25 protein-coding genes and 1 pseudogene are annotated in these 26,272 nt (G+C 72.3%); 15 read left to right on the top strand and 11 right to left on the bottom strand.

What is annotated here, in order from left to right; all coding sequences use genetic code 11:
* Window positions 1-53: 53 nt before the first annotated feature.
* Complete coding sequence (locus tag ABD262_RS05265; protein WP_056920752.1) at window positions 54-338, bottom strand: Lrp/AsnC family transcriptional regulator; 285 nt, start codon at window positions 336-338, stop codon at window positions 54-56.
* A gap of 103 nt (window positions 339-441) precedes the next feature.
* On the opposite strand from ABD262_RS05265, the gene ABD262_RS05270 reads away from it, so the two are divergent.
* Window positions 442-978: a hypothetical protein gene (locus tag ABD262_RS05270; RefSeq protein ID WP_344132217.1), complete on the top strand. Its 537-nt coding sequence runs from the start codon at window positions 442-444 to the stop codon at window positions 976-978.
* A 73-nt stretch (window positions 979-1,051) separates the two neighbouring features.
* Here the strand turns inward: ABD262_RS05270 and ABD262_RS05275 are convergent, their stop codons facing one another.
* Window positions 1,052-2,785, bottom strand: coding sequence for a DEDD exonuclease domain-containing protein (locus tag ABD262_RS05275; RefSeq protein ID WP_344132220.1), 1,734 nt, complete (start codon window positions 2,783-2,785; stop codon window positions 1,052-1,054).
* Between the two features lie 272 nt (window positions 2,786-3,057).
* On the opposite strand from ABD262_RS05275, the gene ABD262_RS05280 reads away from it, so the two are divergent.
* The 3 genes from ABD262_RS05280 to ABD262_RS05290 are packed head-to-tail and all read left to right on the top strand — an operon-like array spanning window position 3,058 to window position 5,122.
* Entirely contained in the window at window positions 3,058-3,279 is a 222-nt protein-coding gene (locus ABD262_RS05280; RefSeq protein ID WP_344134537.1) for a hypothetical protein, read from the top strand.
* A 20-nt stretch (window positions 3,280-3,299) separates the two neighbouring features.
* A complete protein-coding gene (locus ABD262_RS05285; protein ID WP_344132223.1) occupies window positions 3,300-4,649 on the top strand; it encodes a hypothetical protein in 1,350 nt (449 codons plus the stop codon).
* The gene (locus ABD262_RS05290; RefSeq protein WP_344132226.1) at window positions 4,646-5,122 is read left to right on the top strand and encodes an NUDIX hydrolase; all 477 of its coding nucleotides are present in this window, start codon (window positions 4,646-4,648) and stop codon (window positions 5,120-5,122) included. Before ABD262_RS05285 ends, ABD262_RS05290 begins: the two co-directional genes overlap by 4 nt.
* Here the strand turns inward: ABD262_RS05290 and ABD262_RS05295 are convergent.
* Window positions 5,059-6,495: a glycosyltransferase family 87 protein gene (locus ABD262_RS05295; protein ID WP_344132229.1), complete on the bottom strand. Its 1,437-nt coding sequence runs from the start codon at window positions 6,493-6,495 to the stop codon at window positions 5,059-5,061. The two genes, ABD262_RS05290 and ABD262_RS05295, sit on opposite strands and share 64 nt — an antisense overlap.
* A gap of 73 nt (window positions 6,496-6,568) precedes the next feature.
* A complete protein-coding gene (locus ABD262_RS05300) occupies window positions 6,569-8,368 on the bottom strand; it encodes an AMP-dependent synthetase/ligase (RefSeq protein ID WP_344132233.1) in 1,800 nt (599 codons plus the stop codon).
* Between the two features lie 128 nt (window positions 8,369-8,496).
* Between ABD262_RS05300 and ABD262_RS05305 the strand changes: the two genes are divergently transcribed.
* Genes ABD262_RS05305 through ABD262_RS05330 form a run of 6 tightly spaced genes read left to right on the top strand, consistent with a single transcriptional unit; the run spans window position 8,497 to window position 12,843 of the window.
* Complete coding sequence (locus tag ABD262_RS05305) at window positions 8,497-8,868, top strand: hypothetical protein (RefSeq protein ID WP_344132236.1); 372 nt, start codon at window positions 8,497-8,499, stop codon at window positions 8,866-8,868.
* A 10-nt stretch (window positions 8,869-8,878) separates the two neighbouring features.
* Window positions 8,879-9,325 carry an SRPBCC family protein gene (locus ABD262_RS05310; protein WP_344132239.1) on the top strand — a complete coding sequence of 149 codons (447 nt, stop codon included), beginning with the start codon at window positions 8,879-8,881 and terminating at the stop codon, window positions 9,323-9,325.
* 48 nt (window positions 9,326-9,373) lie between these two features.
* Window positions 9,374-10,585, top strand: coding sequence for an ArsA family ATPase (locus ABD262_RS05315; RefSeq protein WP_344132242.1), 1,212 nt, complete (start codon window positions 9,374-9,376; stop codon window positions 10,583-10,585).
* Window positions 10,578-11,084, top strand: coding sequence for a hypothetical protein (locus ABD262_RS05320; protein WP_344132245.1), 507 nt, complete (start codon window positions 10,578-10,580; stop codon window positions 11,082-11,084). The genes ABD262_RS05315 and ABD262_RS05320 overlap by 8 nt, the downstream gene beginning before the upstream one ends.
* The gene (locus ABD262_RS05325; protein ID WP_344132248.1) at window positions 11,081-12,073 is read left to right on the top strand and encodes an ROK family glucokinase; all 993 of its coding nucleotides are present in this window, start codon (window positions 11,081-11,083) and stop codon (window positions 12,071-12,073) included. Before ABD262_RS05320 ends, ABD262_RS05325 begins: the two co-directional genes overlap by 4 nt.
* Window positions 12,070-12,843: an endonuclease/exonuclease/phosphatase family protein gene (locus ABD262_RS05330; RefSeq protein WP_344132251.1), complete on the top strand. Its 774-nt coding sequence runs from the start codon at window positions 12,070-12,072 to the stop codon at window positions 12,841-12,843. The genes ABD262_RS05325 and ABD262_RS05330 overlap by 4 nt, the downstream gene beginning before the upstream one ends.
* 50 nt (window positions 12,844-12,893) lie before the next feature.
* On the opposite strand, the gene ABD262_RS05335 is transcribed toward ABD262_RS05330, so the two are convergent.
* Both ABD262_RS05335 and ABD262_RS05340 read right to left on the bottom strand, forming a co-directional pair.
* Window positions 12,894-13,838 (bottom strand): hypothetical protein, encoded by a 945-nt coding sequence (locus ABD262_RS05335; RefSeq protein WP_344132254.1) that lies wholly within the window; start codon window positions 13,836-13,838, stop codon window positions 12,894-12,896.
* A 92-nt stretch (window positions 13,839-13,930) separates the two neighbouring features.
* Complete coding sequence (locus ABD262_RS05340; RefSeq protein WP_344132258.1) at window positions 13,931-14,497, bottom strand: hypothetical protein; 567 nt, start codon at window positions 14,495-14,497, stop codon at window positions 13,931-13,933.
* 195 nt (window positions 14,498-14,692) lie between these two features.
* Between ABD262_RS05340 and ABD262_RS19605 the strand changes: the two are divergent.
* From ABD262_RS19605 to ABD262_RS05355, 3 genes and pseudogenes are all read left to right on the top strand, one after another.
* Window positions 14,693-15,073: pseudogene (locus ABD262_RS19605) on the top strand (lysophospholipid acyltransferase family protein); the annotation flags it as partial.
* 574 nt (window positions 15,074-15,647) lie between these two features.
* Window positions 15,648-16,835, top strand: coding sequence for a MacS family sensor histidine kinase (gene macS / locus ABD262_RS05350; protein WP_344132262.1), 1,188 nt, complete (start codon window positions 15,648-15,650; stop codon window positions 16,833-16,835).
* A complete protein-coding gene (locus tag ABD262_RS05355; protein ID WP_344132265.1) occupies window positions 16,832-17,524 on the top strand; it encodes a response regulator in 693 nt (230 codons plus the stop codon). Before macS ends, ABD262_RS05355 begins: the two co-directional genes overlap by 4 nt.
* A 37-nt stretch (window positions 17,525-17,561) precedes the next feature.
* Here ABD262_RS05355 and ABD262_RS05360 read toward each other — a convergent pair whose 3' ends face one another.
* On the bottom strand, window positions 17,562-18,122 hold the full coding sequence (locus ABD262_RS05360; protein ID WP_344132268.1) for a dihydrofolate reductase family protein: 561 nt from the start codon (window positions 18,120-18,122) through the stop codon (window positions 17,562-17,564).
* 110 nt (window positions 18,123-18,232) lie between these two features.
* Complete coding sequence (locus ABD262_RS05365) at window positions 18,233-19,258, bottom strand: aldose epimerase family protein (RefSeq protein ID WP_344132271.1); 1,026 nt, start codon at window positions 19,256-19,258, stop codon at window positions 18,233-18,235.
* Window positions 19,259-19,388: 130 nt separating this feature from the next.
* Here ABD262_RS05365 and ABD262_RS05370 point away from each other — a divergent pair, with 130 nt between their 5' ends.
* Both ABD262_RS05370 and ABD262_RS05375 read left to right on the top strand, forming a co-directional pair.
* Window positions 19,389-20,741, top strand: a complete 1,353-nt coding sequence (locus ABD262_RS05370) for a class II 3-deoxy-7-phosphoheptulonate synthase (protein WP_344132274.1) — start codon at window positions 19,389-19,391, stop codon at window positions 20,739-20,741.
* Between the two features lie 4 nt (window positions 20,742-20,745).
* On the top strand, window positions 20,746-21,813 hold the full coding sequence (locus ABD262_RS05375; RefSeq protein ID WP_344132277.1) for a threonine aldolase family protein: 1,068 nt from the start codon (window positions 20,746-20,748) through the stop codon (window positions 21,811-21,813).
* Between the two features lie 5 nt (window positions 21,814-21,818).
* Here ABD262_RS05375 and ABD262_RS05380 read toward each other — a convergent pair whose 3' ends face one another.
* The 3 genes from ABD262_RS05380 to ABD262_RS05390 form a co-directional block, all read right to left on the bottom strand.
* A complete protein-coding gene (locus ABD262_RS05380) occupies window positions 21,819-22,742 on the bottom strand; it encodes a DMT family transporter (protein WP_344132280.1) in 924 nt (307 codons plus the stop codon).
* Between the two features lies 1 nt (window position 22,743).
* Entirely contained in the window at window positions 22,744-24,708 is a 1,965-nt protein-coding gene (pknB, locus tag ABD262_RS05385; protein WP_344132283.1) for a Stk1 family PASTA domain-containing Ser/Thr kinase, read from the bottom strand.
* A 174-nt stretch (window positions 24,709-24,882) separates the two neighbouring features.
* Window positions 24,883-26,202, bottom strand: coding sequence for a LysM peptidoglycan-binding domain-containing protein (locus ABD262_RS05390; RefSeq protein ID WP_344132286.1), 1,320 nt, complete (start codon window positions 26,200-26,202; stop codon window positions 24,883-24,885).
* Between the last annotated feature and the right edge of the window lie 70 nt (window positions 26,203-26,272).

Here is a 26,272-nt window from a genome sequence, read left to right on the forward strand (position 1 = left end):
GATCGGCCGAGTGGCCGAGGGCGACGGCTCCGGGAGCCCGGTGGCTCCGGCGGTCAGTCGCCGTCGAGGCCGAGGCTGAATGCCGCCTCGAGGTCGTGGGTGGAGTAGGTGCGGAAGGCGATGTGGGTGTTGGTGCCCGTGACGCCCTCCACCTTGTTGAGACGGTCCGCGATGACGTCGTTGAGCTGCTCGTGCTCCCGGACCCGGATCATCGCGATGAGGTCGGCGTCGCCGGCGACCGAGTAGACCTCGGAGACGCCCTCGAGCTCGGCGATGGCCTGGGCCACTTCGGGGATGCGGTCGACCTTGGCGTTGATGAGCACGATGGCGGAGATCACGACGCCACTCTATCGGCGCCCCCGGCGGTTGCACCGTGGGATCTGGCGGAGGATCTTGCCCGAACGGCGCGGGTGGCCGGCTCTCCTGCTCCATCATGAGCGGATGGGGCAGGTCGGGGCAGGGACGGACCAGCGGCGACGTCCGCGCTGGCTCCCTGGTGCGCTCGCGCTGGGACTGCTGGGGTCGGTGGGTGTCGTGGTCTGGACCTTCACCCGGCCTCGTTCATTGCCCGCCAGCCCGCTGCTCGTCGTCCCGCCGCTGCTCCTGCTCCTGGCGGCCCAGGTGGCGGTGGGCAGCCGACTGCGCCGAGCTCGCGGCGTCCGCCGGGGCGCCCTCGCTCCCCTCCTTGCCGGGGCCCTCTCCTCACCGACCGGGATGGTGCTGGCACTGACAGCCCTGGCGGGTCTGCTCGCGTCGTGGTCGGGACTGCGGCTGGCGCCCGGCGGCACCCCCGCTGATCCGAGGCCGGGCTGCCCCTATCCCTTGGTGTCCAGGGGTCACGTCGTGTGCGTGGGTCCCGACCACTACCGTCTCGCCGGTCTCGGGGGCGAGCGGTTCGCGGCCGGGGTCGTGGTGTTGCTCATGGCGGTCCACCTGGCCGTGGCGCTGACGCCGCCGGCTCAGCCTGCCGAGCGCTGACCGGCACCACGCCCCGCGCCGCCCTCGGTGCGGGGTGGCGGCCGGCGGGCGGTGCGGGGTGGCCTCCGGTGGGCTAGGACGCGGCGACGAAACCCGCCACCGCGTGGCGGGCCACCACCTGCGGCTCGAGCTCGGCCCGCGCCCCCCCGGCTCCACCGACCGGGCAGGTCCACTCGCCGTCGAGGTCGACGATCCGCACGCCGGGCGTCTCGAGCCAGCGAAGGATCTTCTCGGTCTCCTCGGGGATCGCCGCCGGCGAGGGCCATGGCGCGGGAAGGACCACCTCGGCACTGGTGCGGACGGCATCGACGTAGGGCATCGGGTCGGCGCCGCGCGGTGACACGGTGCTGGCGGCGAGGCGACCGTGCCGGACCACGATGACCTCCCAGCCACCGGCCGTGGCGGCACGGGCCGCGACGATCTCGCGGCTGGCCGCGAGCGGCGCGATCCGTTGGGCTCTGGCCATGCCACGCACCAGCGCGAGCATCCGGTCACGCAGGGTGCCGGCGTCCTCGAAGCGCTCCTGGTCGGCCAGCGACCCCATGCGGGTGCGCAGGGCGGTCACCACGGCACGGGAGTCGCCCGCGAGGGCGTGCACGGCGTCCTGCACGACCGCGGCATACTCCTGGACGCTCTGGGCCCCGGTGCACGGTGCCCCGCACCGGCCCATGTCGGCGAGCACGCACGACCCCACCGGACGGGAGGGGGAGAGCCGCTGCACGCACTGGCGCAGGGGGATGACCTCGTGGACCGCGGCCACCGCCGCCTCGGCCGAGCCGCGGCTGCCGAACGGACCGATGTAGCGCGCGCCGTCACCGCGGACCTCGCGGACGATCGACAACCGGGGGAAGGCCTCGACCGTCAGCTTGACCCAGGTGGCCCGCTCGGGGGTCTTGGAGCGGCGGTTGTAGCGCGGCTTGTGCTCGGCGATGAGGCGCAGCTCGCGCACCTCGGCCTCCAGGGTGGTGGCGCACACGATGGGGGTGACGGACTCGGCCAGCCGCACCATCTCGGCCATCCTGGTGCGCTGCTCGGACGCCGTGAAGTAGCTGCGGACCCGGGTGCGGATGTTGATCGAGGTGCCGACGTAGAGGACCCGGCCGTCACCGTCCTTGAAGAGGTAGACCCCCGGCTGGTCGGGCAGGCCGTCGGCGAGCCAGCGCTTGCGCCGCTGCGCCGGGCTGACCCGCGAGGTGTAGCTGGAGAGCTCCTCGAGCGTGTGGACGCCCAGGCTGCCGACCCGCCCGATGAGGGCGTGGAGCACGTCGACGGTGGCCTGCGCGTCGTGCAGGGCGCGGTGGTCGGGCGTCGTGGCGGCGCCGAACAGGGCGGCGAGGGTGGAGAGCTTGTGGTTGCGGGCCTCGTCGCGGCTGACCAGCTGACGGGCCAGGTGGACGGTGTCGAGCACCGCGTGGCGCGGCCACTCGATGCCCTGCTGGCGGGCGGCCATCTTGAGGAAGCCGATGTCGAAGCCGGCGTTGTGGGCGACCAGCACCGCTCCCCGCGCGAACTCGAGGAACGCGGGGAGGGCGGCCTCGATCCGCGGAGCGTCGGCCACCATCGCCGTGGTGATGCCGGTCAGCGACTGGATGAACGGCGGGATCGGCAGGTGGGGGTTCACGAGGGTCTGGAACTCGCCCAGGACCTCGCCGCCACGCACCTTGACGGCGCCGATCTCCGTGATGGCCGAGTCGGCCGGGCTGCCACCCGTGGTCTCGAGGTCGACGACGACGAACGTGACATCGGCCAGCGCCGTGCCCAGGTCGTCGAAGGTGCCCTGCACCATCTGATCGCCGGCCGTCTGCATGGTCCAGACGGTAGGCCGCGGGTGTGACAGCCCGTGGCAGGCGCGCCTGTGCCGCAGGGGGTTCCGTCGCCAGGAGCCGTGGCTGGTGCGCGCTGAGGACCGCCCTCGGTATGCCGTGTCGCCGGCGTTGTCAGTGCCGTCACCTAGCGTCGTGGTCAGTGGAGGTCACGTCCGACGACGCGGTCTCCAGGAGCCGGCCCGAACCCCGGCAGCACCAGCACCCCGACAGCACTCCCGCAAGACGTACTCCGACAGAGAGCGAGGTGATCGCGATGATCATCGACTGCCAGAGCTGCCCCGTGCGCGACCTGCACTGCGCCGACTGCATGGTGACGGCCATGCTCGTGCCCCAGGGCGCCGAGCTGCCCCTCGACGCCGTCGAGCGTGCCGCCGTGACGCGGTTCGCCGAGGCCGGGTTGGTCAGCGCGCACGAGGCCTCCTCGGCCAGCGCGCGCCGCGAGCCCTGGGCCGCGCACATCCGCGCCGTCGGCTGAGCCGTCCCTACGATGGCCGGATGACCCGGCTGACCCCTCGACGACGTGGCGGCCTGCGGACCCCTGCCGTGGCCGCGGCGGCGGCCCTCGTCGTCGGGCTGCTGGCCGGCTGCTCCGCAGACGGGGCGAAGGAGCCCACCCGGCCCTCGTCGGCGACCTCAGCGTCCTCGCGGGCCACCCAGCAGGACGCCCCCGACCCCTCGACCGCCCGGGAGGACGCCCTCTCCGCGCTGCTGTCCGCCCGCGCCGCGGCCGTGCGTGGCCACGACCGGGCGGCCTTCGCGGCGACGCTGGACGACCCGGGATCGGGGTTCGGGCTGCGTCAGCTGGCCCAGTACGACGCACTCGCCAAGCTGCCCCTGGGCACCTTCGCCTACGGCACCCCCGAGCCGGCTCCGGAGCTCGGGGCCGACCGGGTCGCCCAGCTCGGGCCGCAGGCCTGGGTCTCCCGCGTCACCGGACGCTACAGCCTGGCCGGCTACGACACGGCCTCCCGTGAGTTCGAGTCGTACTTCACCGTCGTGCGTCGCGAGACCGGCTGGCGGCTCGTCGACGACACCGACGGAGGCACCCAGGTGCAGGCCTGGGACCTTCCCGCGTTCACGGTCGTGCGCAGCCCGACGACGCTGGTCATGGGCAGCGGTCCGGCGAGCCGGCTGCGCCCCTACCTCGCCCTCGGCAATCTCGCCGTCAAGCGCGTCGACGCGGTCTGGACCGCCGCGTGGAACAGCCGCCTGGTCCTCGTCGTGCCACGCACCGCGTCCCAGATGGCCGATCAGGTCGGCCAGGACAGGGACTCCGTGTCGCAGGTCGCCGCCGTCACCGACGGCCCGTTGGACGCCAGCGGTCGCGCGGGGGCCGACAGGGTCGTGGTCAACCCCGGGGCCTTCGCCACCCTCGAGAGCCGGGGTCAGCAGGTCGTCGTGACCCACGAGGCGACCCACGTCGCGATCCGGGCCACGACCGACCGACCGGTCCCGCTGTGGCTGTCCGAGGGGATGGCCGACTACGTCGGCTACCGCGACGTGGGCGCGACCCGTAGACAGGTCGCGGCGGCCCTGCTGACGAAGGTGCGGGCCGGCACCGGTCCCAAGGCGCTGCCGACCGCGGGTGACTTCGACCCGTCGCGCACGACCATCGCCCCGAGCTACAACGCGGCCTGGCTGGCCGTGAACCGCATCGTCGACCGCTACGGCCGCACGGCCCTGGTGCGCTACTACCTCGCGGTCGCCACTGCTCCCTCCACGTCGTCGTCGACAGCGCCGGAGCCCGACGCGGCGGCCGCCGCGGCGTTCCGGTCGGTGCTGGGCACCAGCGAGTCCGCGTTCACCCGGGAGTGGCTCGCGTACCTGCGGGCCCTGGCCCGATGACGGATCCGGAGCCGGTGCGCCGTCGAGCCGCCCGCGTGGTCGTCGTCGACGGCGACGGCCACGTCCTGATGATCGAGGGTTTCGACCCGCACCACCCGGACGCCCCCTACTGGTACACCGTCGGTGGCGGCGTCGAGCCGGGGGAGTCCGACCGTGCGGCCGCGGTCCGTGAGGTCTGGGAGGAGACGGGTCGCACCATCGCCGTCGAGGACCTCGTCGGGCCGGTGCACCACGACGAGGGCGCGTTCTCCTTCGAGGGGCGCACGATCGTCCAGCAGCAGGTGTTCTACGGCTGGGTCACCGAGCGGTTCGACGCCGATCCCGCGGGCTTCGCCGAGCTGGAGCTGCGCTCGACCATCCAGCTGGCGTGGATCGACCCGGCAGTGCACCGGGCTCGCGGCGAGGCGGTCTACCCCGTGGTGCTCGAAGAGCTCGTGGACGCCGTCCTGGCAGCAGCCGCGACACGGTCCTGACGGCTCTCGGTGCTCCCGTGGCTCCGGGTGCTCCGGGTGCTCCGGGGGCTCCGGGGGCTCCGGGGGCTCCAGGGGGCCAGGGCGAGCGAGACGACCACGAGCGACCCGACGAGCCAGAACTGGTTGTAGAAGGCCTGCTTGTTGACCAGGTTCGCCACCAGGAGCACCAGCGCGAGCCAGCGGAGCACGTCGGCCAAGGCGGGCTGGCGGCGCCAGACGGTCCAGCAGACGGCGGCGAGCGTGCCGAGCACCGCGACCCCGGTCACGGCGAAGGGCAGGGTCACCCCGAAGGTGTTCAGCGCCAACAGGTACAACGTGTTGGCGAACTTGATGGGGTGGAACCCGACCAGCAGGCTGATCGTGTCGTGGACGAAGTCGGGCGGGCTGGCGAGGACCCACGGAGCGATGAGCACTCCGGTCAGCGCCCCCGTCGCCACGGCCCGACGCCACCCGAACGGGCGCCACAACAGCAGCACGGGGAGCAGCAGGGCCAGGTGCTGCTTGCTCGCGCAGGCCAGGGCCAGGGGGATGACGGCCCACCAGGCCCGGTCCCGCTGGACCAGCACGGCCCACCACACCAGTCCCGCGAGCAGCAGGGGCTCGGTCCAGGCCTGGTCGAGCTGGGTGAGCGTGCCGGGGGCGAGGACGAGCAGACCGGTGACCGCTGCAGCGGTCCAGACCCACGCTTCCCGGGTATGCCGCGTGGCCGCACCGCTGGCCAGCATCCAGACCCCGGCGACCGCGACCAGCGTCCAGAACGCGAGTGCCCACCGCACGTCACCGAACAGCCAGCGACCGGGCGCGAGGAGGACGGCGGTCCAGGGCAGGTAGGTGAACGCGTCCTGGATGCCCGGGGAACCGGTCCAGTTCATCGCATAGAAGTTCTCCCCTCGGCCGAGCCCGTCGGCGGCCTGCTGCAGCGTCACCCAGACGTCGATGCGGGGACGTGGTGAGGAGGTGATCGCCACGGCCGCGCACGCGGCATACCCGGTCAGGGCCACGACGCCGGCGCCCCAGTGGGCGCGAAGGCTGTTGGCACACAACAGGACCGCGCAGACCAGCGGCACCACGACGAACACCGTGGTCGCGACCGCCAGGCCGGTCGGGGCCAGGTAGCTGAACAGCGGCACCGCAAGGGTCGCCAGGGCCGAGCCGGCCAGCATCAGGACCACCGCCGGTCGATGTAGGCTGACCCGCCAGCCGGCCCACTGCCAGAGCGCCAGCGCCAGCGTGGCCGCAGTGAGGGCGGCCACGATGGGGATGCGGTAGCGCACCACGCTCCACTGCAACGCGGTGAAGAAGACCAGCCACGCGAGCGGGAGGGCGAACGACCCCGCCACCGACCGGGCGGTTGGTCCGGGGGCAGCGCGCATGGCAAGACCCTACGGGTCAGTGCTGACCAGGACCCCACGGGTCAGTGCTGACCGTGACCTGTCGAGTGGTGGGTTACTCCTTGGCGCCGGAGTAGAGCGCCTCGACCTCGTCGTGGAAGTCCTTCATGACGATGTTCCGCTTGAGCTTCAGGCTCGGCGTGAGGTAGCCGTTCTCCTCGGTGAAGTCACCCGGCAGCACCGCGAACTTGCGGATCGACTCGGCCTTGGACACCGACCGGTTGGCGTCGTCGACGGCCTTCTGGAGCTCGGCGAGGACGGTCTCGTTGGTGCGGGCCTGGTCGAAGCTGACACCCGAGAGCCCGTTGTTCTTGGCCCAGCCCGGGTACATCTCCTCGTCGAGGGTGAGCAGGGCGCCGATGAACGGCTTCTGGTCGCCGACGACGATGCACTGGGAGATCAGGGGATGCGCCCGGAGCCGGTCTTCCAGGGCAGCCGGGGCGACGTTCTTGCCACCGGCGGTGACGAGGAGCTCCTTCTTGCGACCGGTGATCTTGAGGTAGCCGTCCTCGTCGAGCTCGCCGAGGTCGCCCGTGTGGAACCACCCGTCGAGCACCGCGCCGGAGGTCGCCTCGGCGTTGTTGTTGTAGGCGGCGAAGACGTTGTTGCCCCGGATCAGGATCTCGCCGTCGTCGGCGATCCGGATACCCACCCCGGGCAGGGGAGCCCCGACGGTGCCGATCTTCACGCGGTCGGGCACGTTCACGGTGGCTGGTGCGGTGGTCTCGGTCAGGCCGTAACCCTCGAGCACGGTCACGCCGATGCCCCGGAAGAAGTGGCCCAGTCGGGTGCCCAGCGGCGCGCCACCGGACACGGCGTACATCACCTGGCCACCCATGGCGGCCCGCAGCTTGGCGTAGACCAGCTTGTCGAAGATGCCGTGCCGGACCTTGAGGCCCAGGCCGGCGCCGCCGGTGTCCTGCGCGGTCGACCAGGCGATGGCCGTGTCGGCGGCCGTCGCGAAGATCTTGCCCTTGCCCTCCGCGGTCGCCTTGGCCTCGGCCGAGTTGTAGATCTTCTCGAAGACGCGGGGCACCGAGAGGATGAAGGTCGGCTTGAACTCGGCGAAGTCCGCGAGCAGGTTCTTGATGTCGGCGCTGTGGCCCATCTTGGCCTCGCCCGTGACACAGAGGACCTGGATGAACCGCGCGAAGACGTGGGCCAGGGGGAGGAAGAGCAGGGTCGAGGCGCCGTCGGCCTTGACCACCGACTTGAGCTTGGTGATGGCGTTCTCGGACAGCGCCAGGAAGTTGTCGTGGGTCAGCTGGACGCCCTTGGGGCGGCCGGTGGTGCCCGACGTGTAGATGATCGTGGCGATGCTCGAGCGGTCGAGCCCACTCTTGGCGGCCTCGAGGTCGGCATCGCTCACGCCGGCCCCGGCGTCCTTGAGGTCGGCGATCGCCCCGGCATCGACCTGCCAGGCGTGCTCGAGCTCCGGGAGCTGGTCGCGGACCTCGGCGAGGGTCGCGGCGTGGGCGGGGGTCTCGAGCATGATGCCCTTGGCCCCCGAGTCGGTGAGGATCCACGCGACCTGCTCGGCGGAGGAGGTCTCGTAGATCGGGACCGTCACGGCACCGGCGGTCCAGATCGCGAAGTCGGTGAGCGTCCACTCGTAGCGCGTCTTGCACATGATGGCCACCCGGTCACCGGGGGCGATCCCCTCGGCGATGAGACCCTTTGCCACGGCGCGCACGTCCTCGTCGAACTCGGCCGCGGTCACGTCGACCCAGCGGCTCCCCTCCTTGCGGGAGAAGGCCACCCGGGTGGGGTCCGACGCAGCGTTGCGAGCCGGCAGGTCGGCCAGGCTCCCCTCGGTCGTGGGCGGCACGAGTGGGGGTGCGACGTGTTCCTGCACGGAGTCTCCTTTGACGACGGCTGGTCTGCCTCGGTGGGCCCAGCCTACCCGTGAGTAGGCGCGCCGCGGGAGAGCGCGGTGTTGAAGGCTCCGTCACACCGTGACCGGACGTGCGGAACACTGGTCCGGTGCGCGACCGCAGGATCGACATCGTCGACGAGACCTTCATCCGGGCGTCGCCCGGGGTCGTGCGCGCGAGCCTGGACGACCGGGGCTGGGTCGCGCAGGTCTGGCCGCACCTGGCCCCCACGGTGACGCGCGACCGTGGGCTCAAGGGTGTGCGCTGGGCCGTGACCGGCCAGGTCGTCGGCGAGATGGAGGTCTGGCTCGAACCCTTCCGCGACGGGGTGGTCGTCCACCACTACGTCCGGGGCCATCGCGGACCGCGCGCGCCCCGCGACGTGGCCACCCGGCACACCCTGCGGTGGAAGCGGGCCGTGCACGCACTCAAGGACCGCCTCGAAGGTGCTGGTCCGTCGTCCGGCGCCTCGGCGTTGTAGCCTTCGGCGCATGGCCGACCGCACCGAATCAAGCATCGACATCGACGCAAAGCCGGGTGAAGTCCTCGACGTCATCGCCGACTTCGAGAGCTACCCGGAGTGGGCCACCGAGGTCAAGGCGGTCAGCATCCTCACCGAGGAGGGCGACGGCTGGGCCGACCAGGTGCAGTTCACCCTCGACGCCGGCGCGATCAAGGACACCTACACCCTCGACTACGAGTGGGACGTCGCCCGCAACGGCACGGGGGTGGTCTCCTGGAGCCTGGTCGAGGCCACCGTGCTCAAGGCGATGAACGGCTCCTACACCTTGGCTGCCAAGGGCAAGGAGGCCACGACCGTCACCTACCGCCTCGCCGTCGACGTCAAGATCCCGATGCTCGGGATGCTCAAGCGCAAGGCCGAGAAGGTCATCATCGACACCGCGCTCAAGTCGTTGAAGAAGCGGGTGGAGGGTTGAGGCAGCTCGTCGCCGCGGCCCCTCGATAGCCAGGGGACGTCGAGCACCATGCGCGTCATCCTCTTCACCGGCAAGGGCGGGGTCGGCAAGACCACGACGGCGGCCGCCACGGCCGTCAGCGCCGCTCGCGCCGGGGTCAAGACCCTGGTCATGTCCACCGATGCCGCGCACTCGCTCGGTGACGCGCTCGGCGTCGCCCTGGGCGGGTCGAGCAGTGGGTCGCCCGTCGACGTCGAGCCCGGACTCTCCGCCCTGCAGATCAGCCCACCCCACCGGCTGGGCGAGTCGTGGCGGGTGGTCCAGGACTACCTGCTCGCCGTGCTCGACACGATCGGGGTCGACCCGGTCGTCGCCGAGGAGCTGACCCGCCTGCCCGGTGCGGAGGAGGTCGCGGCCCTCCTGGAGCTGCGGTCGCAGGTCGAGTCGGGTCCGTGGGACCTCGTCGTCGTCGACTGCGCCCCGACCGCCGAGACGCTGAGGCTGCTGGCGCTGCCCGAGGCGCTCGCCTGGCACCTCGAGCGACTGCTCCCCGCGCAGCGCGGGCTGATCCGCACCCTGCGGCCCGCTGCGGCGGCAGCCGCCGGGGTGCCGCTACCCGACCCCGCGGTCGTCGAGGCGGTGACGGGGTGGCACCGGCAGATGCGCGAGGTCCACCGCATCCTGACCGGCGACCAGGCCTCGGTGCGGCTCGTCCTGACGCCCGAGCGCGTCGTGATCGCCGAGTCCCGCCGCACCTGGACGTCCCTGTCCCTCTACGGCTTCGTCGTCGACGCCGTGGTCGTCAACCGGGTCTTCCCGGACGCCACAGCGGAGGCCGGCCAGCGGCCCGACGCCTGGCGCGCGTCCTGGAACACCGCCCAGCAGGGTGGTCTGGTCGAGGTCCGGGAGTCGTTTGCCGGGCTGCCGGTGGTCGTGACCCCGTACCTGCCGTCCGAGCCGATCGGGGCCGACGCGCTCGCCGACCTCGCCGAGGCGCAGGACGGTGGCAGCGACGTCCTGGCGCCCGTCACCCACCGGGGGCTGACGGTCGAACGCACCGACGAGGGCTTCCTCCTGGTCCTCCCGCTCCCGCTGGCGCACGCCGCCGACCTGGGCCTGCAACGCCGCGACGACGAGCTCGTCGTGACCGTCGGGGAGCACCGCCGGGTGCTCACCCTGCCGTCGGCTCTGCAACGATGCGTGGTCGAGGGTGCTTCCGTGCGCGACGGACTGCTGCGGGTGCGCTTCGTCCCCGACGAGGAGGTCTGGCCGCGTGGCTGACGACGAACGCCCTGCTGTGGGCACGGTGGCGGAGGAGGCTGCTCGCCTCCTCGACGCACTGGGTGGCTGGGCCGCCAGTGCGCAGGCCGGGTATGCCGCCCGGCCGGCCCCCGGCGCGACTGCACCCGGCGCCACAGCCGACTCCACGTCCGGCACCGCGTCTGGGTCCGGCGCCACGTCCGACGCTGCCTCCGGGGGCGCCGACTCCACCACGCCGCGCTGCTCGTCCTGCGGTGCGGAGAACGGCGTCGGGCAGGCGGTGACCTGCCAGCTGTGCCCGGTCTGCCAGGGGATCGGGCTGCTGCGCTCGGTCCGCCCTGAGACCGTCGACCGGCTCGCCGACCTCGCGGGTGCACTGGCCGCGACGTTGAGGGACATCGCGGGCCAGCGCCGCGCGGACGCCGGCGCGACGGCATCCCGCCGGTCCGAGCCGCCTTCCTCGCGGGTCCAGGACATCGCCGTCGACGACGAGGACGCCCCGGGGAGTGTGGGCTCGTGAGCGGCGGGTTGTCGGTCGGCATCGACATCGGGGGCACCAAGGTCGCCGGGGGAGTCGTCGACCCCGACGGCGTGGTCGTGGCTCGCGCTCGCCGCGACACTCCGCACCGCTCGACGAGCCCCGGCGTCGTCGAGGACACCATCGTCGACGTGGTCGCCGAGCTCATCGACGGCGCGGGTGACGACGTCGTGGCCGTGGGCATCGGGGCGGCCGGGTTCGTGGCGGCCGACCGTGCGACCGTGGTCTTCGCCCCCCACCTGTCGTGGCGGGACGAGCCGCTGGAGGCCAACCTGCAGCGCCGGGTGCCGGTGCCGATCTCCGTCGACAACGACGCCAACGCCGCAGCCTGGGCCGAGTGGAGGTTCGGTGCGGCGCAGGGCGAGTCGCACGTCGTGATGGTCAACCTCGGCACGGGCATCGGGGGAGCGATGATCCTGGACGGCCAGATCATGCGTGGTCGGCACGGGATCGCCGGGGAGTTCGGCCACATGCAGGTCGTGCCCGGCGGCCAGCGGTGCGAGTGCGGCAACAAGGGGTGCTGGGAGCAGTACGCGTCGGGCAACGCCCTGGTCCGCGAGGCTCGGGCGATGATGACGGCGGGCAGCCCGATGGCGACCGACCTGCTCGACCTCGTGGGTGGTGACCCCTCCTCGTTGACCGGTCCGATGATCACCGAGGCGGCCCGCGACGGTGACGCGACCGCCACCGAGCTGTTGGGCGAGATCGGTCAGTGGCTGGGGATCGGGATCGCCAACCTGGCCGCGGCCCTCGACCCCGGGGTGTTCGTCATCGGCGGAGGGGTGAGCGCCGCCGGAGACCTGCTGCTGGAGCCGGCCAGGACGACCTTCCGGCGCCACCTCACCGGGCGTGGCTACCGGCCCGAGGCACGGATCGTCGCGGCGGCGCTGGGCAACGAGGCAGGGCTGATCGGCGCGGCCGACCTGGCCCGTCGCGACGCCCTGGAACGGGCCGCGGCCGAGGGCGCATGAGCACGATGCGGGTGGCGTCCTACAACCTCAAGGACTTCACCCTCGACCGGCACGCGGCGGCGCGCGTCATCCGGTCGATCGACCCCGACGTGCTGTGTCTCCAGGAGGTGCCGCGCCGGCTGTTCTCCACGTGGCGCGTGTCCGACTTCGCGGCCGAGTGCGGCCTGTACTGGTCCGGACGGCACCGCGGCAGTGGCGGCACGACGATCTTCACCTCCCTGCGGGTGCAGGTCAGTGAGTCCCGCCACCACCGGCTGCGGGTGGCGGCGCTGCAGCGCAGGCGAGGGTATGCCGTGATCCGGGTCGGCCCCGCCGGTCACCAGCCGCTGGTGGTGTCGTCGGTGCACCTCAGCCTCGATGCCGACGAGCGCGAGCGGCACGCCGGGCAGATCCTCAGGACGATCGCCGACGGTGGCCCGGTGCTGCTGGCCGGTGACCTCAACGAGGGCGAGACGGGCCGGGCGTGGCGGTTGTTCGCCGCGCCACTACGCCTCGTCTCGCCGACGGCGCCGACCTACCCGGCCACCGCCCCGCGCAAGGTGCTCGACGTCATCTTCGCCTCGCCCGACCTGGCGGTGCTCCCGCACCAGGAGGTCGAGCTCGAGGTCGCCGACCTCGCTGCAGCCAGCGACCACCGCCCGACGTGGGTCGACGTCGAGCTCGACCCCCAGGCGGTGCCCACCGCCGAGACCGAGACCGGTCCCGCCGTGCTGGAGTCCACGGTCGAGCAGGCCGAGTCCGCACCGGGCGACGTGGCGCCGGCAGGCTGACCCGGCGCCTGCTGGCTCACCGGGGGAGGCCCGGTCCAACCACCCGAGGGTCAGAGGCTGGGGTCCCGACGGATCGCCTCCGAGGAGTCCTGGCCTGCTTCCGCGTCGGCCCGGCCGTAGGTCAACGGTCCAGGACCTTGGGTCGGGGCCGGCGGCCACGCAGGAGCGGTCGGGCCCGTCGGTGGCTGCTGGGCGGCCGATGCCTGGGGGGCCGCCCGCGGTGTGGCGTTCAGCAACGACAACAGGCCTGGGAACAGCCCGCCGGAGCTCACGAACGGTTGCAGGACTGCCGGCGGAGGGCTGGCCGCCTCGCCGATCACCCACGGGGTCAGGAACGACAGCCGCGGTCCGTCGACGACGCGCACCGATGGGGCGAACTCCGCGGCGGCCTTGGCCAGGGCTGACCGTTCGAGGCGCCCCGCGACGCCGATCTGCCGGTAGGGCATGGCCTCCCATTGCGTCACCGACGCCAGCACCAGGTCACCGCGCGTGGGCAGCATCCCGGCGATCCGGACCAGCTCGGCCCGCTCCTCGGCAGGGAGGGGATGCGGAGCCCGGAGCCGCACCCCGAGAGCGCGGTGCCGGTTGACTCGCGTGTCGACCAGCCGACGCTCCACGGCAGTGAAGAAGACGAGCTCCTCGACGTCGCTCCACGCGATGGCCTGACCTGCCCGACGGTCCGTCCCGGCCAGCCAGACACCGCCGGCACCCACCGACACGGCCGGCTCCGAGACCTGCTGGAAGCGCACCCACCCGAGGTAGCCCGGGACGACTGCGAACAGGCCCATGATGAAGAAGCCGGGAATCGACAGGTGGGCCAGCGCCAACACTGCGCCCGCTGCGCCGACCAGGGACACCACCATGAGGAACAGGACGTCGACCACAGGTCCCGTGACCCCGGTGACGGGACCGCCACGGGTGACCGACTCGGGTGGCACGAGGTCGCGGGCTCGCATCCAGGACACCTGCGTCTTGACCGGCCTGATGTTCTGCATGCGCGGGAAGGTAGCGCCCGGCGGTGGGCGCACAAGGCCGAATGGGGACAAGTCCGGCCGAACGGCTCAGCCGACCTCACCGCTCCAGGGGGTCAGACGCGGGCACCGTTGTCGGGGTCGTCCTCGTCGCGGGAGAGCGGCTGACGCATCACCAGCAGGACGAAGCCCAGGATCGTCAGGCCGAGCGCACCGAGGGTCCACCAGTCGCTGACGTCGGGTCGGAACAGGACCAGCCACAGCAGCAGCAGGGGGCCGGCGACCAGGCCGACGATGATGCCCCAGAACTGCAGGTCCTCCTGGGGCGGCAGGGGAGCCGTCGGCCCCGGCTCGAAGTGCTCGTCCTCGTCGTCGAGGTCGGCGAGGTCACGGAGCTCCACCGGGTCGGGGACCTCCTCGCCCGGCTCGGGCTCGGGGACCTCGGCGCCGCGCCACACCACGAAGGGACGGGTCGGCGGCGGGTTGGTGTTCGACCGCAGGGGAGGGTTCACGCCGGGTGCGAGCCCCTGGGGGGCGTCATCGGCCGTGGTCGTCCTGCCGGGTCCCGGCTCGGCCTCCGGGTCGCTGGCGGCGGGGCCGCCCGCGGGGTCGGGGAGCGACGCGACCTCGTCCCAGCGCGCGATGATGTCCGCGAACTCGGCGTCGACGTCGCGGTCGCTCATGGATGCCCCTTGGTCTGGATCGGACGACTGGCCCGTCGGTGCAGGACCGGCACGGGTGAGGTCAGTCGCTCGATGAACTGCACCGACATGTCAAAGATACGTGGCGAGCGCGCATTCTCGCAGCGTGCCGCGGGGACAGCGTCGGTACCGTAGAGTTCACGGCGTCACTTCGGAGGTGTGCTGGTGTTCTACTGGGTGCTCAAGACGGTCGTTCTTGGCCCGATCCTCAAGTTGCTCTTTCGCCCGTGGGTCGAGGGCGAGGAGAACATTCCCGACGATGGCCCCGCCATCTTCGCGAGCAACCACCTGTCCTTCTCCGACTCGATCTTCCTGCCGCTCGTCGTCCCTCGCCGGATGACCTTCCTGGCGAAGTCGGACTACTTCACCGGCCGGGGGCTCAAGGGCCGCGCGACGGCGGCGTTCTTCCGTGGGGTGGGCCAGCTGCCCGTCGACCGCTCCGGTGGTCGCGCCGGCGAGGCCGCCCTCCGCTCCGGGCTCAAGGTGCTGCGTCGCGGTGAGCTGCTCGGCATCTACCCCGAGGGCACTCGCAGCCCCGACGGACGCCTCTACCGTGGCCGCACCGGGGTCGCGCGGATGGCCCTCGAGGGCAAGGTCAAGGTGCTGCCCGTCGCGATGATCGGCACCGACAAGGCCCAGCCGACCGGCACCAAGATCCCCAAGCTGATCCGGATCGGCGTCAAGATCGGCAAGCCGCTCGACTTCTCGCGCTACGAGGGCATGGAGGACGACCGGTTCGTCCTGCGCTCGATCACCGACGAGATCATGTACGAGCTGATGTTGCTGTCCGACCAGGAGTACGTCGACATGTACGCCACGTCGATGAAGGACCGCATCGTCGCCGCCGCGCGGACGAAGGCCCGCGAGCTCCAGGAGGCCGCTCTCCCGGGCACCGCCGCCAAGGAGCTGGAGGAGGCGCTCGACGCCCAGGACGACGAGTCCTCGCGCAGGGTGCGCCCCAGCTTCGACGACGCGGTCGGCGACATCGACGAGCTGACCGCCCGCGACGACGTGCGGGCCGGGGCCGGGGTCGACCCGCTGCCCGCCGAGGACGCCGGCGACGAGGCCTCCGACGAGGCCTCCGACGAGGTGCCCCCGGGCGCCCGCGCGGCGAGCTGAGGGCTCCTTCGCAGTGGCGCGGCACCTGAGCCTGCCCGCGCGCCGCGACGTCGCCGTCCCGGGTTCGCAGCCCGAGGTGGTGTCGGCGTTCTGGAAGGGCATCGACGTCTTCCGACCCCTTGCGCTGGCCTATGCCGCGTACTCGCTCTGGGACCGCCCGCACGACCTGGTCCGGCCCACCCTCGCCTGGGTGGTGCTCGCGGTCCTGGGGGTCTGGACGGTCTTCCTCGTGTTCTACCGCCGTCGGCGGCTCTGGCTCGTGGTCGTGGAGCTGGTGCTGGCGGCTGGCGCCATCCTCGCGACCAGGCTGGTCGACACGGCGGCCGCGATCGAGGCAGGGAGCCGCACCCTCCCGACGTTCTGGCCGGCCGCCGGCGTGGTCTCCGCGGCGGTGCTGCTCGGTCGCAAGGGTGGCTTCCCGGCGGCCGTGTTCATCGGGATCGTCGACGTCGTCGAGGTCGGCAAGGCCACGCCCAACACGGTGAACAACATCGTCCTGCTCCTGCTGATCGGGACGCTCATCGGCTATGCCTGCGACCTCGCGCGAGAGGGCCACGCCAAGCTGCGCGAGGCGCTCGCCCTCGAGGCGCGTGTGCGGGAGCGGGAGCGGCTCGCCCGCACCGTGCACGACGGGGTCCTGCAGACCCTGGCCTTCATCAACCGGCGCGGCACCCAGCTCGGCGGTGAGCCCGCCCAGCTGGGCGCCATGGCCGCCGACCAGGAACGGCTGCTCCGCGCGCTCGTGAGTGGCACCTCCCCGGCCGACACCGAGGCGAGCGTGTCAGGGGACGTCGACCTGCGCCAGCTGCTCGGGCGCTTCGCCGGCGGACAGGTGCACCTCGTGGCTCCCGCCGACCCGGTGCTCGTGCCCCCGCGGGTGGCGGGCGAGCTGGTCGCGGCCGTGGGCGCCGCCCTCGACAACGTCCGCGTGCACGCGGGCGACGAGGCGCAGGCCTGGGTGCTGGTGGAGGACGACGGCGACGAGGTCGGCCTGACCGTGCGCGACAACGGGGTGGGTATGCCGGCGGGTCGCCTCGACGAGGCGGCTGCAGCCGGGAGGATGGGCGCGTCCTCGAGCATTCGGGGCCGGCTCAGCGACCTGGGCGGGACGGCGGAGTACGCCGGACGTGAAGGAGCAGGGGTGACCGTGCGGATGCGGGCGCCGAAGGACGGCGGACGACACGACGGAGGAACGCGATGAGCGAGACGGAGCAGTCGAACGACGACGGGACGCCTCGGGAGCCGAGCGTGGTCGTCGCCGACGACCACCCGTTGTGGCGCGACGCGGTGGCCCGCGACCTGGCCGAGGCGGGTATGTCGGTGGTCGCCACGGCCGACGACGGACCGTCTGCGGTCAACCGCACCAAGGCAACCCGGCCCGACGTCCTCGTCCTCGACCTCAACCTGCCGGGGATGCGCGGACACGAGGTGTGCGCCGCGCTGGGCTCGCTGCAGACGAGGGTGCTGGTGCTGTCGGCGTCGGGGGAGCAGCAGGACGTCCTCGAGGCGGTCAAGGCCGGGGCGACCGGCTACCTGGTGAAGTCCGCCTCGCGCGAGCAGATCGTCGAGGCCGTCCGGGCGACCGCACGCGGCGAGGCCGTGTTCACCCCGGGCCTGGCCGGGCTGGTGCTGGGGGAGTTCCGGAAGCTGTCGACCCAGCCGCAGACCGACCCGTTACGGCCGATCCCCGAGCTGACCGAGCGGGAGACCGAGGTGCTCAAGCTGGTCGCGACCGGCATGTCCTACAAGGAGATCGCGGCCGACCTCTTCATCTCGCACCGGACGGTGCAGAACCACGTGCAGAACACGCTGGGCAAGCTGCAGCTGCACAACCGGATCGAGCTGGTGCGCTTCGCGATCGCGAAGGGGCTCGACACTCCCGAGGCCTGAGGCACCGGCAGCCGTCGGGGAGGGGCGAGCCGCCCCCTCAGCCTTCGGTGCCGTCCCGGCGGTAGCGCTCGTAGGCGACCCCTCCGCGGAAGGTGCGGGTCTCGATGAGCTCGAACCGGACGCGGTCCTCGACCGGCGGCAGGTGCGGTGTGCCGCCACCGACGACGACGGGGTAGCGGAACACCCGCAGCTCGTCGACGAGACCGCGCTGGAACGCCTGGCCGGCCAGGTCGGCCCCACCGATGGAGAGGTCGCGGTCGGTCTCTGCGGCGGCCCGGGCCACCTCCTCGGCCACCGTGCCGCTCGCGATGCGGGCGTTGCCCTGCACCGACTGGAGGGTGCGGCTGAAGACGACCTTGGGCAGCGCACACCAGGTGTCCGCGAACGCCGCCCGGTCCTCGGTGTCACGCAGGGACGGGTCCGTCTCCCAGACGAGCATGTCCTCGTAGAGCCGTCGGCCACAGAGGTAGGCACCCAGTGAGCCGACCTCCGAGAGGTGGAACCGGAACTGCTCGTCGTCGGGAGCTCCCCAGTCGAACCTGCCCGCCCGGTCCTTGATGAAGCCGTCGACCGTGACGCCGATCGAGTACATCAGCATGGCTACCTCCTCAGGCGGGTGGGAGCTCCACGGTAGTGCGCAACCCTCCGCCCGGCAGGGTGCGTGCGACCCGTCGGCGCGAGGGTGGGCTCCGGGGACCCGGGGTCGACCTACGTCCGGTCGAGCTGCCAGACGGTGGTGTTCCGGTACTCGTCGCCGGGCTCCAGCGTGGCCGGACCGAGCGCAGGCTGGTTGGGCGCGTCGGGGTGCCGCTGGGTCTCCAGCGCGATCCCGTCGCCCTGCCTCAGCAGCCGATCTCCCGCCACCGTGCGGCCGGTCAGGAAGTTGCCCGTGTAGACCTGCAGCGCGGGCTGGTCGGTGAGGACGGTGAGCCGTCGCCCACTGGCGGGCTCCGCGAGCACCGCGACCGGTCGCAGGCCTGAGCCCCTCAGCTGGAACGAGTGGTCGATGCCGCGCGCCGCGCGGACCTGGGGGTGGGGGGCGCGGACGCGGTCGCCGATCCGGGCGGCCGTCCGCAGGTCGAAGGGCGTGCCGGTGACGTCCTCGAGGTGGCCCACGGGGATGGAACGCCCGTCGACGGGGAGGTACTGGTCAGCCTGCACCTCCAGGGTGTGGGAGTCGACGGACGACCCGCCGGGCGCGAGGTTGAAGTAGCTGTGGTTGGTCAGGTTGACCACGGTCCTGCGGTCGCACGTGGCGGTCAGGGTGAGCGTGACGGACCTCTCGGTCAGCTCGTAGCGGGCCCGGGCCCGGAGGTTCCCCGGGAACCCCTGGTCGCCGTCGGGGCTCTCGAGCTCGAGGGTCAGGGACCGGTCGTCCCGACCCGCGAGCGCCCAGACGCGGCGGTCGTAGCCACGGTGCCCGCCGTGCAGGCAGCTCGTGGCGTCGTTGGCGTCGAGCCGGTGCTCCACGCCGTCGAGGGTGAACCGGGCGCCGGCTACCCGGTTGGCGTACCGGCCGACCACCGCTCCCTGGTAGTCGTTGTCGGTCGACAGGTAGCCGGCGACGTCGTCGTAGCCGATGACGATGCTCGGCTGCCCCTCGCCCCACGTCAGCGACTGCACCGTCGCCCCCAGGTCCAGGACGGTGAGCACGAGGCCGTCCCCACTGGTCAGCCGGTATGCCGTGACGGGGCTGCCGTCGGGCAGCTCACCGAACGACGACGTGGTGGTCATGGCCGAATGTCTACCGCACTCGGGTGCGTCGCCCGGGAGGCAGCCGCGTGGAAACCGCCTCAGCGCGAGCGCCGTGACCGCGATCCGAGCCGCCTGCCCACCCGCTGGGACGCGCACCTATCCTTGACCGGTGAGCACCACGCAGCACCATGACGCCCTCGCCAGCCTCGCGGCCGGCGCAGCCCTCCCGGCCGCCCAGCAGCCGGAGTGGCCCGACGCCGCTCGCCTCTCCAGCGCCGTCGCCGAGCTCGCGTCCTATCCGCCGCTGGTGTTCGCGGGGGAGTGCGACGTCCTCAAGTCGCGGATGGCCGCCGCCGCGCGTGGCGAGGCCTTCGTGCTCCAGGGCGGCGACTGCGCCGAGACCTTCGCCTCGGCGACGGCCGACAACATCCGCGACCGGGTCAAGACCATCCTCCAGATGGCGGCCGTCCTCACCTACGGCGCATCCGTCCCGGTGGTCAAGGTCGGCCGGATGGCCGGCCAGTACGCCAAGCCGCGCAGCAGCGGAGCCGAGACGCGCGAGGGGGTGAGCCTCCCGGCATACCGCGGTGACATGGTCAACGACTTCGAGTTCACGCTCGAGTCGCGCACCCCCGACCCCCAGCGGCTCGTCAAGGCCTACCACGCGAGCACGGCCACCCTGAACCTCGTCCGCGCGTTCACCCAGGGTGGTTTCGCCGACCTGCGCCACGTGCACGACTGGAACCGCGGCTTCGTCGCCAACGCGGCCAACAGCCGTTACGAGCGGCTGGCCAAGGACATCGACAAGGCGATGAAGTTCATGCAGGCCTGTGGCGCCGACTTCGATGCCATGCGCACGACGGAGTTCTTCTCCTCGCACGAGGCCCTGCTCCTCGACTACGAGCGGCCGCTGACCCGGGTCGACAGCCGCACCGGTGAGCTCTACGACACCAGCGGCCACTTCATCTGGGTCGGGGAGCGCACCCGCGACATCGACGGGGCGCACATCGACTTCGTGTCGAAGGTGCTCAACCCGATCGGCGTCAAGCTGTCGGCCAAGGCCGAGGTCGACGACGTGCTGCGCCTCATCGACAAGGTCGACCCCGACCGTGAGCCCGGCCGCCTCACCTTCATCACCCGCATGGGTGCCAAGACGGTGCGCGACGCGCTGCCCACCCTGGTGGACAAGATCACCGGCAGCGGCGCCCAGGTCACCTGGATCTGCGACCCGATGCACGGCAACACGTTCGAGTCGGCCAGCGGCTACAAGACGCGCGACTTCGACCACGTCGTGGAGGAGGTGCGCGGGTTCTTCGAGGTGCACCAGGCGCTCGGCACGGTGCCCGGGGGCATCCACGTCGAGCTCACCGGCAACGACGTCACCGAGTGCCTCGGGGGCGCCGAGAAGATCCTCGACGCAGACCTCAACAAGCGCTACGAGACGGTCTGCGACCCGCGGTTGAACCACCAGCAGAGCCTCGAGCTCGCGTTCCTCGTCGCCGAGATGCTGGCCAAGGACTGACCGGATGCCGCCCAGCGCACCTCCCGTGCACGTCGACCTGCTCTCCGACACCCTCACCCAGCCCACCGACGCGATGCGTCGCGCCATGGCCGACGCCCCGGTCGGCGACGACGTCTTCGGCGAGGACCCCACGGTCCGCCGGCTGGAGGAGCGGGTGGCCGAGCTGCTCGGCCACGAGGACGCCCTCTTCGCGCCGACCGGGTCGATGGCCAACCAGCTCTGCCTGCGGCTGCACGTCGGCCACGGCGAGGAGCTCGTGGCCGACTCGCTGGCGCACGTCCTGCGGGCCGAGATGGGCGCTGCCGCAGTGCTTTCCGGCATCTCGTCGCGGTCGTGGGTGGCCCAGCACGGACTGCTCGACGCCGCGCAGCCGCTGGCGCTGATGATCCCTGACGGCGGGACCTACCAGGTCAACACCAGGTTGGTCGTCGTCGAGAACACCCACAACTTCGGCGGTGGGACGGTGCAGCCGCTCGACCAGATCGAGGCGCTGCGGGCGGGCACCCGCCACCGGGGGGTCGCGATGCACCTCGACGGCGCCCGGCTCTGGAACGCCCACGTCGCCACCGGTGTCCCGCTCGACACTTACGGCCGCCAGTTCGACACCGTCAGCGTCTGCCTGTCCAAGGGCCTCGGCGCGCCCGTCGGCTCCGTGCTCGTCGGGTCGCGCGACCTGATGGCCCGGGCGCGGATCTGGCGCAAGCGGTTCGGTGGCGGCATGCGCCAGGTCGGCATCCTCGCGGCAGCGGGCCTGCACGCCCTCGACCACCACGTCGAACGGCTGGCCGACGACCACGCGCGGGCCCGCCGGTTCGCCGACGCGGCGGCAGCGGCAGTCCCGGGGTCGATCGACCCGCAGCGGGTGCAGACCAACATCGTCGTGCTCGACGTGGCGGGGGCCGGGTGGACCTCGGCGGCGTTCGTCGAGGAGGCGGGCCGACGCGGCATACGCCTCTACCCGGTGAGCGCGACGGCGGTGCGGCTGGTCTGGCACCTCGACGTCGACGACGCCGGCACCGACCGTGCCATCAGCGAGCTGGTCCCGCTGCTCGTTGACGGTCCCTCCAGCTGACGCCCTCAGACGTCGTGGTGGAGCAGCTCGGCGGGCCGGTCCTCGGCCGCGGTCGCACCCGGCGGGCCTGAGCGCCGGCCCAGCAGCTCGACCACGTACATCGCGGTCAGCACCATCGCGCCGCCCACCACCATCCGGGCGGTCAGCGACTCACCCCCGAGCAGGACGGCGAAGAACGTCGCGAAGACCGGCTCCATGGTCATGACGATCGCCGCGCGGGTCGCCGGCAGGTGCGACTGCGCCCACGTCTGCGCCCACAGGGCCACGGCACCGGCGATCAGGGCCATGTAGAGCAACGAGCTCCACTGTCCGCCCGTCGCGGGGAGGGTGATCCCGCCGGGGAGTGCCGCCACCAGGGTGACCGCCGCGATGACGAACGCCTGGATGGTGGCCAGCCCGGTCGCCGACTGCGCGGTCGAGTAGCGGCCCAGACCGACGATGTGCAGGGCGTACAGGGCCGCCGAGGCGAGCGTCACGGCCTCGCCGTAGCCGACGGTGAGGCCCCGGAGCGACAGCACGGCGAGCCCGGCGGTCGCGAGCAGCACGGCCAGCCAGGTCGTGCGGTTGACGCGGTCGCGCAGCAGCAGGGCGCCGAAGACGGGGGTCAGCACGACGTAGGTGCCGGTGACGAAGCCCGACACCGACGCCGGGGTGTGCTCGAGGCCGATCGTCTGGAGCAGCTGGGCGAGGCCGTAGAGCACGCCGAGCCCTACCCCGATCAGGACCTCGCGACGGCTCAGCGCGAGGGTCTGGCGCCGGAAGAGGACGGCCATGACGACCGCGGCGATCGCGAACCGCACGGTGAGGAAGTCGGCCGGCGGCACGTGGGCGACCAGGTCACGGATGAGGAAGAAGGTCGAGCCCCAGACCGCGGTGACCGAGACGAGCAGCAGCGTCGCGAGGCGGCTGTCAGGAAGGCGCCTGGACACCTCAGACGATGACGAGCTTGATGGTGCTGCCCTTGGGCTGTTCGGTGTTCGCCCCGGGCTCCTGGCTCCGGACGGTGCCGAAGATGCCACCCATGAAGCGCTCCACCGTCACCTTGAACCCGGCGCCCTCGAGGATCGCCTTCGCCTCGGCCTCCTGCTTGCCCTGGACGTCGGGCACCTTCACCAGCACGGGGCCCTTCGAGACCACGAGCTTGACCGGGTCGCCCTTGAAGAGGGTGCCACCGGCCGGCGACTGGGAGATCACGTTGCCCTTGGCCACGGTGTCGCTGTTGGCCTGCTCGGTGGCGTCGACCTCGAACCCGGCCTTGGAGAGCGCGTCGACCGCCTCGCTGGCCGGCTTGTTGGTGAAGTCGGTGACCGCGATCGGCTGCCGGCCCTTGGAGACCACGAGGTCGACCTTGCTGCCCCGCTTGAGCTGGGTGCCGACCTTCGGGTCGACGCGCACCACGAGGCCGGCGGCGATGGTGTCGTCGAAGGCCTCCTTGGTGGTGCCGACGGTGAGCTTGGCCGCGGTGATCTGGTCACGCGCCTCGGCGGCCGACTTCTTGACCACGTTCGGCACGGCATACCGCTCCGGGCCCTTGGACACGGTGACCTTGACGTCGGTGCCGCGGCGGACCTCCTGGCCGGCGCCGGGGTCGGTCGACATGACGATGCCCTTGGGCACCGACTCGTCGAAGCTCAGCACCTCCTCGGCGCCGAGGTGGGCGCGCTCGAGCGCGGTCTGGGCCTGGGCGAAGGTGAGCTTGGTGGTCGGCGGCACCACGGTGGGCGAGCCCGGCCCGGCGAGGAACCACCACGCGGCGACTCCGGCGATCAGGGCGACCCCGAGGGCCGCCCAGATCCAGCGCCACGGCCCGTGCCGATCGTCCTCGTCGGCATAGGCGTCGACCTCGCGGCCGGGCAGCACGGGGGGAGTGGTCGGGGTGCGGTCGATCGGGAGGGCCACGGGGGGCCGCGGACGGGTGCCCCGGGCGGCGCGTCCCTCCTGGTCGTGCTGGACCGGCAGGGTGCTGGTGCGTTCGACGGCCACGGTGCTCGCGCCGCCACCGAGCGCGGCGGGACCCTCGGGGCGTCGGTCCAGCTCCGCGGCGGTCAGCATCGCGCGCGACTTGCGGACCTCGGCGAGGAAGTCCTCCGCGTCGTGCGGCCGCTGGTCGGGGTCGCGGGAGGTGGCCAGCGCCACGAGGGCGTCGAGCTCGCTGGGCACCGAGCTCACCCGCGAGGACGGCGCCGGGATCGAGCCGTGCACGTGCTGGTAGGCGATGTGGATCGGGGTGTCGCCGGTGAAGGCCTTCGTGCCGGTCAGCATCTCGAACAGGATCAGGCCGGCGGCGTAGACGTCGCTGCGGGCGTCGGCGATCCCTCGCTCGACCTGTTCGGGGGAGAGGTAGGCGACCGTGCCGAGCAGCACGCCGGTCTGGGAGTAGGAGGTCTGGTTGGAGACCGCCCGGGCGAGGCCGAAGTCAGCGACCTTCACCGTGCCGTCACCCTCGCGCAGGATGATGTTCTCGGGCTTGACGTCGCGGTGGATGATGCCGCCGCGGTGCGCGGCGCCGAGCGCCTGGAGCACCGGACCCATGATGTCGAGGGCGGCCCGCGGGGTGAGCGGCCCCTCGGCCTTCATCACCTCGCGCAGCGTCTGGCCCGGCACGTACTCCATGGCCAGGAACATGCTGCCGTCGTCCTCGCCCTGGTCGAAGACGGAGACGACGTTGGGGTGCGAGAGCCGGGCCGCGGAGCGCGCCTCGCGCTTGAAGCGGCTGACGAACGCCTCGTCCTGGGCGAGGTCGTGGCGGAGCACCTTGAGCGCCACGTCACGGTCGAGCCGGGTGTCGAGGGCCAGGTAGACCGACGCCATTCCACCGTCGGCAATGTGCGACAGGACGCGGTAACGCCCGTCGAACACACGGCCGAGCAAGGACTCGGCGACACCTGAAGACACCCGCAAAGTGTAGGAGGTCTTGCTGGTCATCTCGCGCAGGCGGGTCCGTGGGCGGTGTCCGGGCTCACATCGGCTCAGCAGGACGAGGGCAGACCTGCGGGCCCGCACCCCGGCGCACCGGCGGGAGCTCCTGCTGACTGACCCGCCGCCTGACCTGCCGCCTCACCTGCAGGCTCACATGCGCGCGCGGTGCGCCTTGATGCTGGCCACGTAGACCTTCGTGTCCGCGTACATGCCGTGCTGCTGCACCGAGTAGAGGCCCTGGTAGTACCCGGCGATGGCCTGGTCGAGGTTCTTCGCCGAGCGGGTCAGCGAGCGCAGGATGACCACGCCGGCGGTGATGTTGTCCTGGGTGCGCAGCAGGTTGAGCGGGCGCCCGGCCATGTCGGAGGCCCACTGCCCCGAGGACGGGATCACCTGCATGACGCCGATGGCGTTGGCGACCGAGACCTGCCGCTGGTTCCAGCCCGACTCCTGCCACCCGACGGCCAGGGCCAGCTTCGGGTCCACCCCGTGACGGCGAGCCGTCGCGGTGATCATGGCCTTGGTCTGGCTGCGGCTCGGCACCGACGTCCGGGCCAGCGCGGCCCGGTTGCGGTTGGCCGCCTTGACCGTCGAGGTGGGGTACGTGCGCCCGGCGAAGGTGTTCGAGCTCGCCGCGCTCTTGGCGGGCTTGGCCGGCACCCGCAGTCGCTGGCCGGGGTGGATGACGGAGGTCGCCGACAGGTGGTTCGTCTTGAGCAGGGCGGCAAGGGTGGTGCCGTGCTTGACCGCGATGCCGCCCAGGGTGTCGCCCGAGCGGACCGTGTATGCCGCGGAGCCGGCTCGCCGGGTCGCGGCCGGCGTCGTCCCGCGGACCTTGATGAGCTGGCCCGGGTGGATGACGCTGCGGGCGGTCAGGCGGTTGAGCGAGTAGACCGACGCGAGGGGCGTCCTGGTCCGGGCGGCGATGGCGCTGAGGGTGTCGCCGATGCGCACCCGGTAGGTCGTGGTGGACACCGCCCTGGCGGCGGGCCGGCGCACGCTGGCCGCACCGGCGCCGGGGATCCTGACCTTCTGGCCGACCTGGAGGACCGACCGGGTGGACAGGCGGTTGGCCTTGAGCAGTGCGGCGAGGGAGACGCCCTTGCGGGCGGCGATGTGGCTGAGGGTGTCGCCGGAGCGGACGACGTAGGTGGCGCGCTTGATCGCGGCCGCGCGGGCGGCCGCGGCGGCCCTGGCCCGGGCAGCCTCGGCGCGCGCCTGGGCGGCGGTCTTGGGCACCGAGAGTCGCTGGCCGATGGAGAGGTGGTTGCCGCCACCCTTGAGGTGGTTGCGCGACGCGAGCACGCCCGTGGTGGTGCCGGTGCGGGCCGCGATGGCGGCCAGGGTGTCGCCGCTGCGCACCGTGTAGTGGGTCCAGCCGTGCGGGGCGGGCCTGGCCTTCTGGACGACCGCGACAGGCGCGTGGAGGGGGGCCGAAGGGAGCGCTGCGGGAGCGATCACGGGAGACATCGGAGGGCTGCCGCCTTTCGGGGGCGATCTGGGGACGAGCTGCTGGCGAGCTGCGGTCGGTCCTTCCCAT

The organism is Pedococcus bigeumensis (genome assembly GCF_039531795.1).
GTDB classification, from domain to species: domain Bacteria; phylum Actinomycetota; class Actinomycetes; order Actinomycetales; family Dermatophilaceae; genus Pedococcus; species Pedococcus bigeumensis.

Bases quoted from the DNA above. Each gene is read 5' to 3' on its own strand.
- ABD262_RS05270 (WP_344132217.1), top strand. From the start codon at position 442: ATGGGGCAGGTCGGGGCAGGGACGGACCAGCGGCGACGTCCGCGCTGG.
- ABD262_RS05275 (WP_344132220.1), bottom strand. From the start codon at position 2,785: ATGCAGACGGCCGGCGATCAGATGGTGCAGGGCACCTTCGACGACCTG.
- ABD262_RS05280 (WP_344134537.1), top strand. From the start codon at position 3,058: ATGATCATCGACTGCCAGAGCTGCCCCGTGCGCGACCTGCACTGCGCC.
- ABD262_RS05285 (WP_344132223.1), top strand. From the start codon at position 3,300: ATGACCCGGCTGACCCCTCGACGACGTGGCGGCCTGCGGACCCCTGCC.
- ABD262_RS05290 (WP_344132226.1), top strand. From the start codon at position 4,646: ATGACGGATCCGGAGCCGGTGCGCCGTCGAGCCGCCCGCGTGGTCGTC.
- ABD262_RS05295 (WP_344132229.1), bottom strand. From the start codon at position 6,495: ATGCGCGCTGCCCCCGGACCAACCGCCCGGTCGGTGGCGGGGTCGTTC.
- ABD262_RS05310 (WP_344132239.1), top strand. From the start codon at position 8,879: ATGGCCGACCGCACCGAATCAAGCATCGACATCGACGCAAAGCCGGGT.
- ABD262_RS05315 (WP_344132242.1), top strand. From the start codon at position 9,374: ATGCGCGTCATCCTCTTCACCGGCAAGGGCGGGGTCGGCAAGACCACG.
- ABD262_RS05330 (WP_344132251.1), top strand. From the start codon at position 12,070: ATGAGCACGATGCGGGTGGCGTCCTACAACCTCAAGGACTTCACCCTC.
- ABD262_RS05335 (WP_344132254.1), bottom strand. From the start codon at position 13,838: ATGCAGAACATCAGGCCGGTCAAGACGCAGGTGTCCTGGATGCGAGCC.
- ABD262_RS05340 (WP_344132258.1), bottom strand. From the start codon at position 14,497: ATGAGCGACCGCGACGTCGACGCCGAGTTCGCGGACATCATCGCGCGC.
- ABD262_RS05355 (WP_344132265.1), top strand. From the start codon at position 16,832: ATGAGCGAGACGGAGCAGTCGAACGACGACGGGACGCCTCGGGAGCCG.
- ABD262_RS05360 (WP_344132268.1), bottom strand. From the start codon at position 18,122: ATGCTGATGTACTCGATCGGCGTCACGGTCGACGGCTTCATCAAGGAC.
- ABD262_RS05365 (WP_344132271.1), bottom strand. From the start codon at position 19,258: ATGACCACCACGTCGTCGTTCGGTGAGCTGCCCGACGGCAGCCCCGTC.
- ABD262_RS05375 (WP_344132277.1), top strand. From the start codon at position 20,746: ATGCCGCCCAGCGCACCTCCCGTGCACGTCGACCTGCTCTCCGACACC.
- ABD262_RS05390 (WP_344132286.1), bottom strand. From the start codon at position 26,202: ATGTCTCCCGTGATCGCTCCCGCAGCGCTCCCTTCGGCCCCCCTCCAC.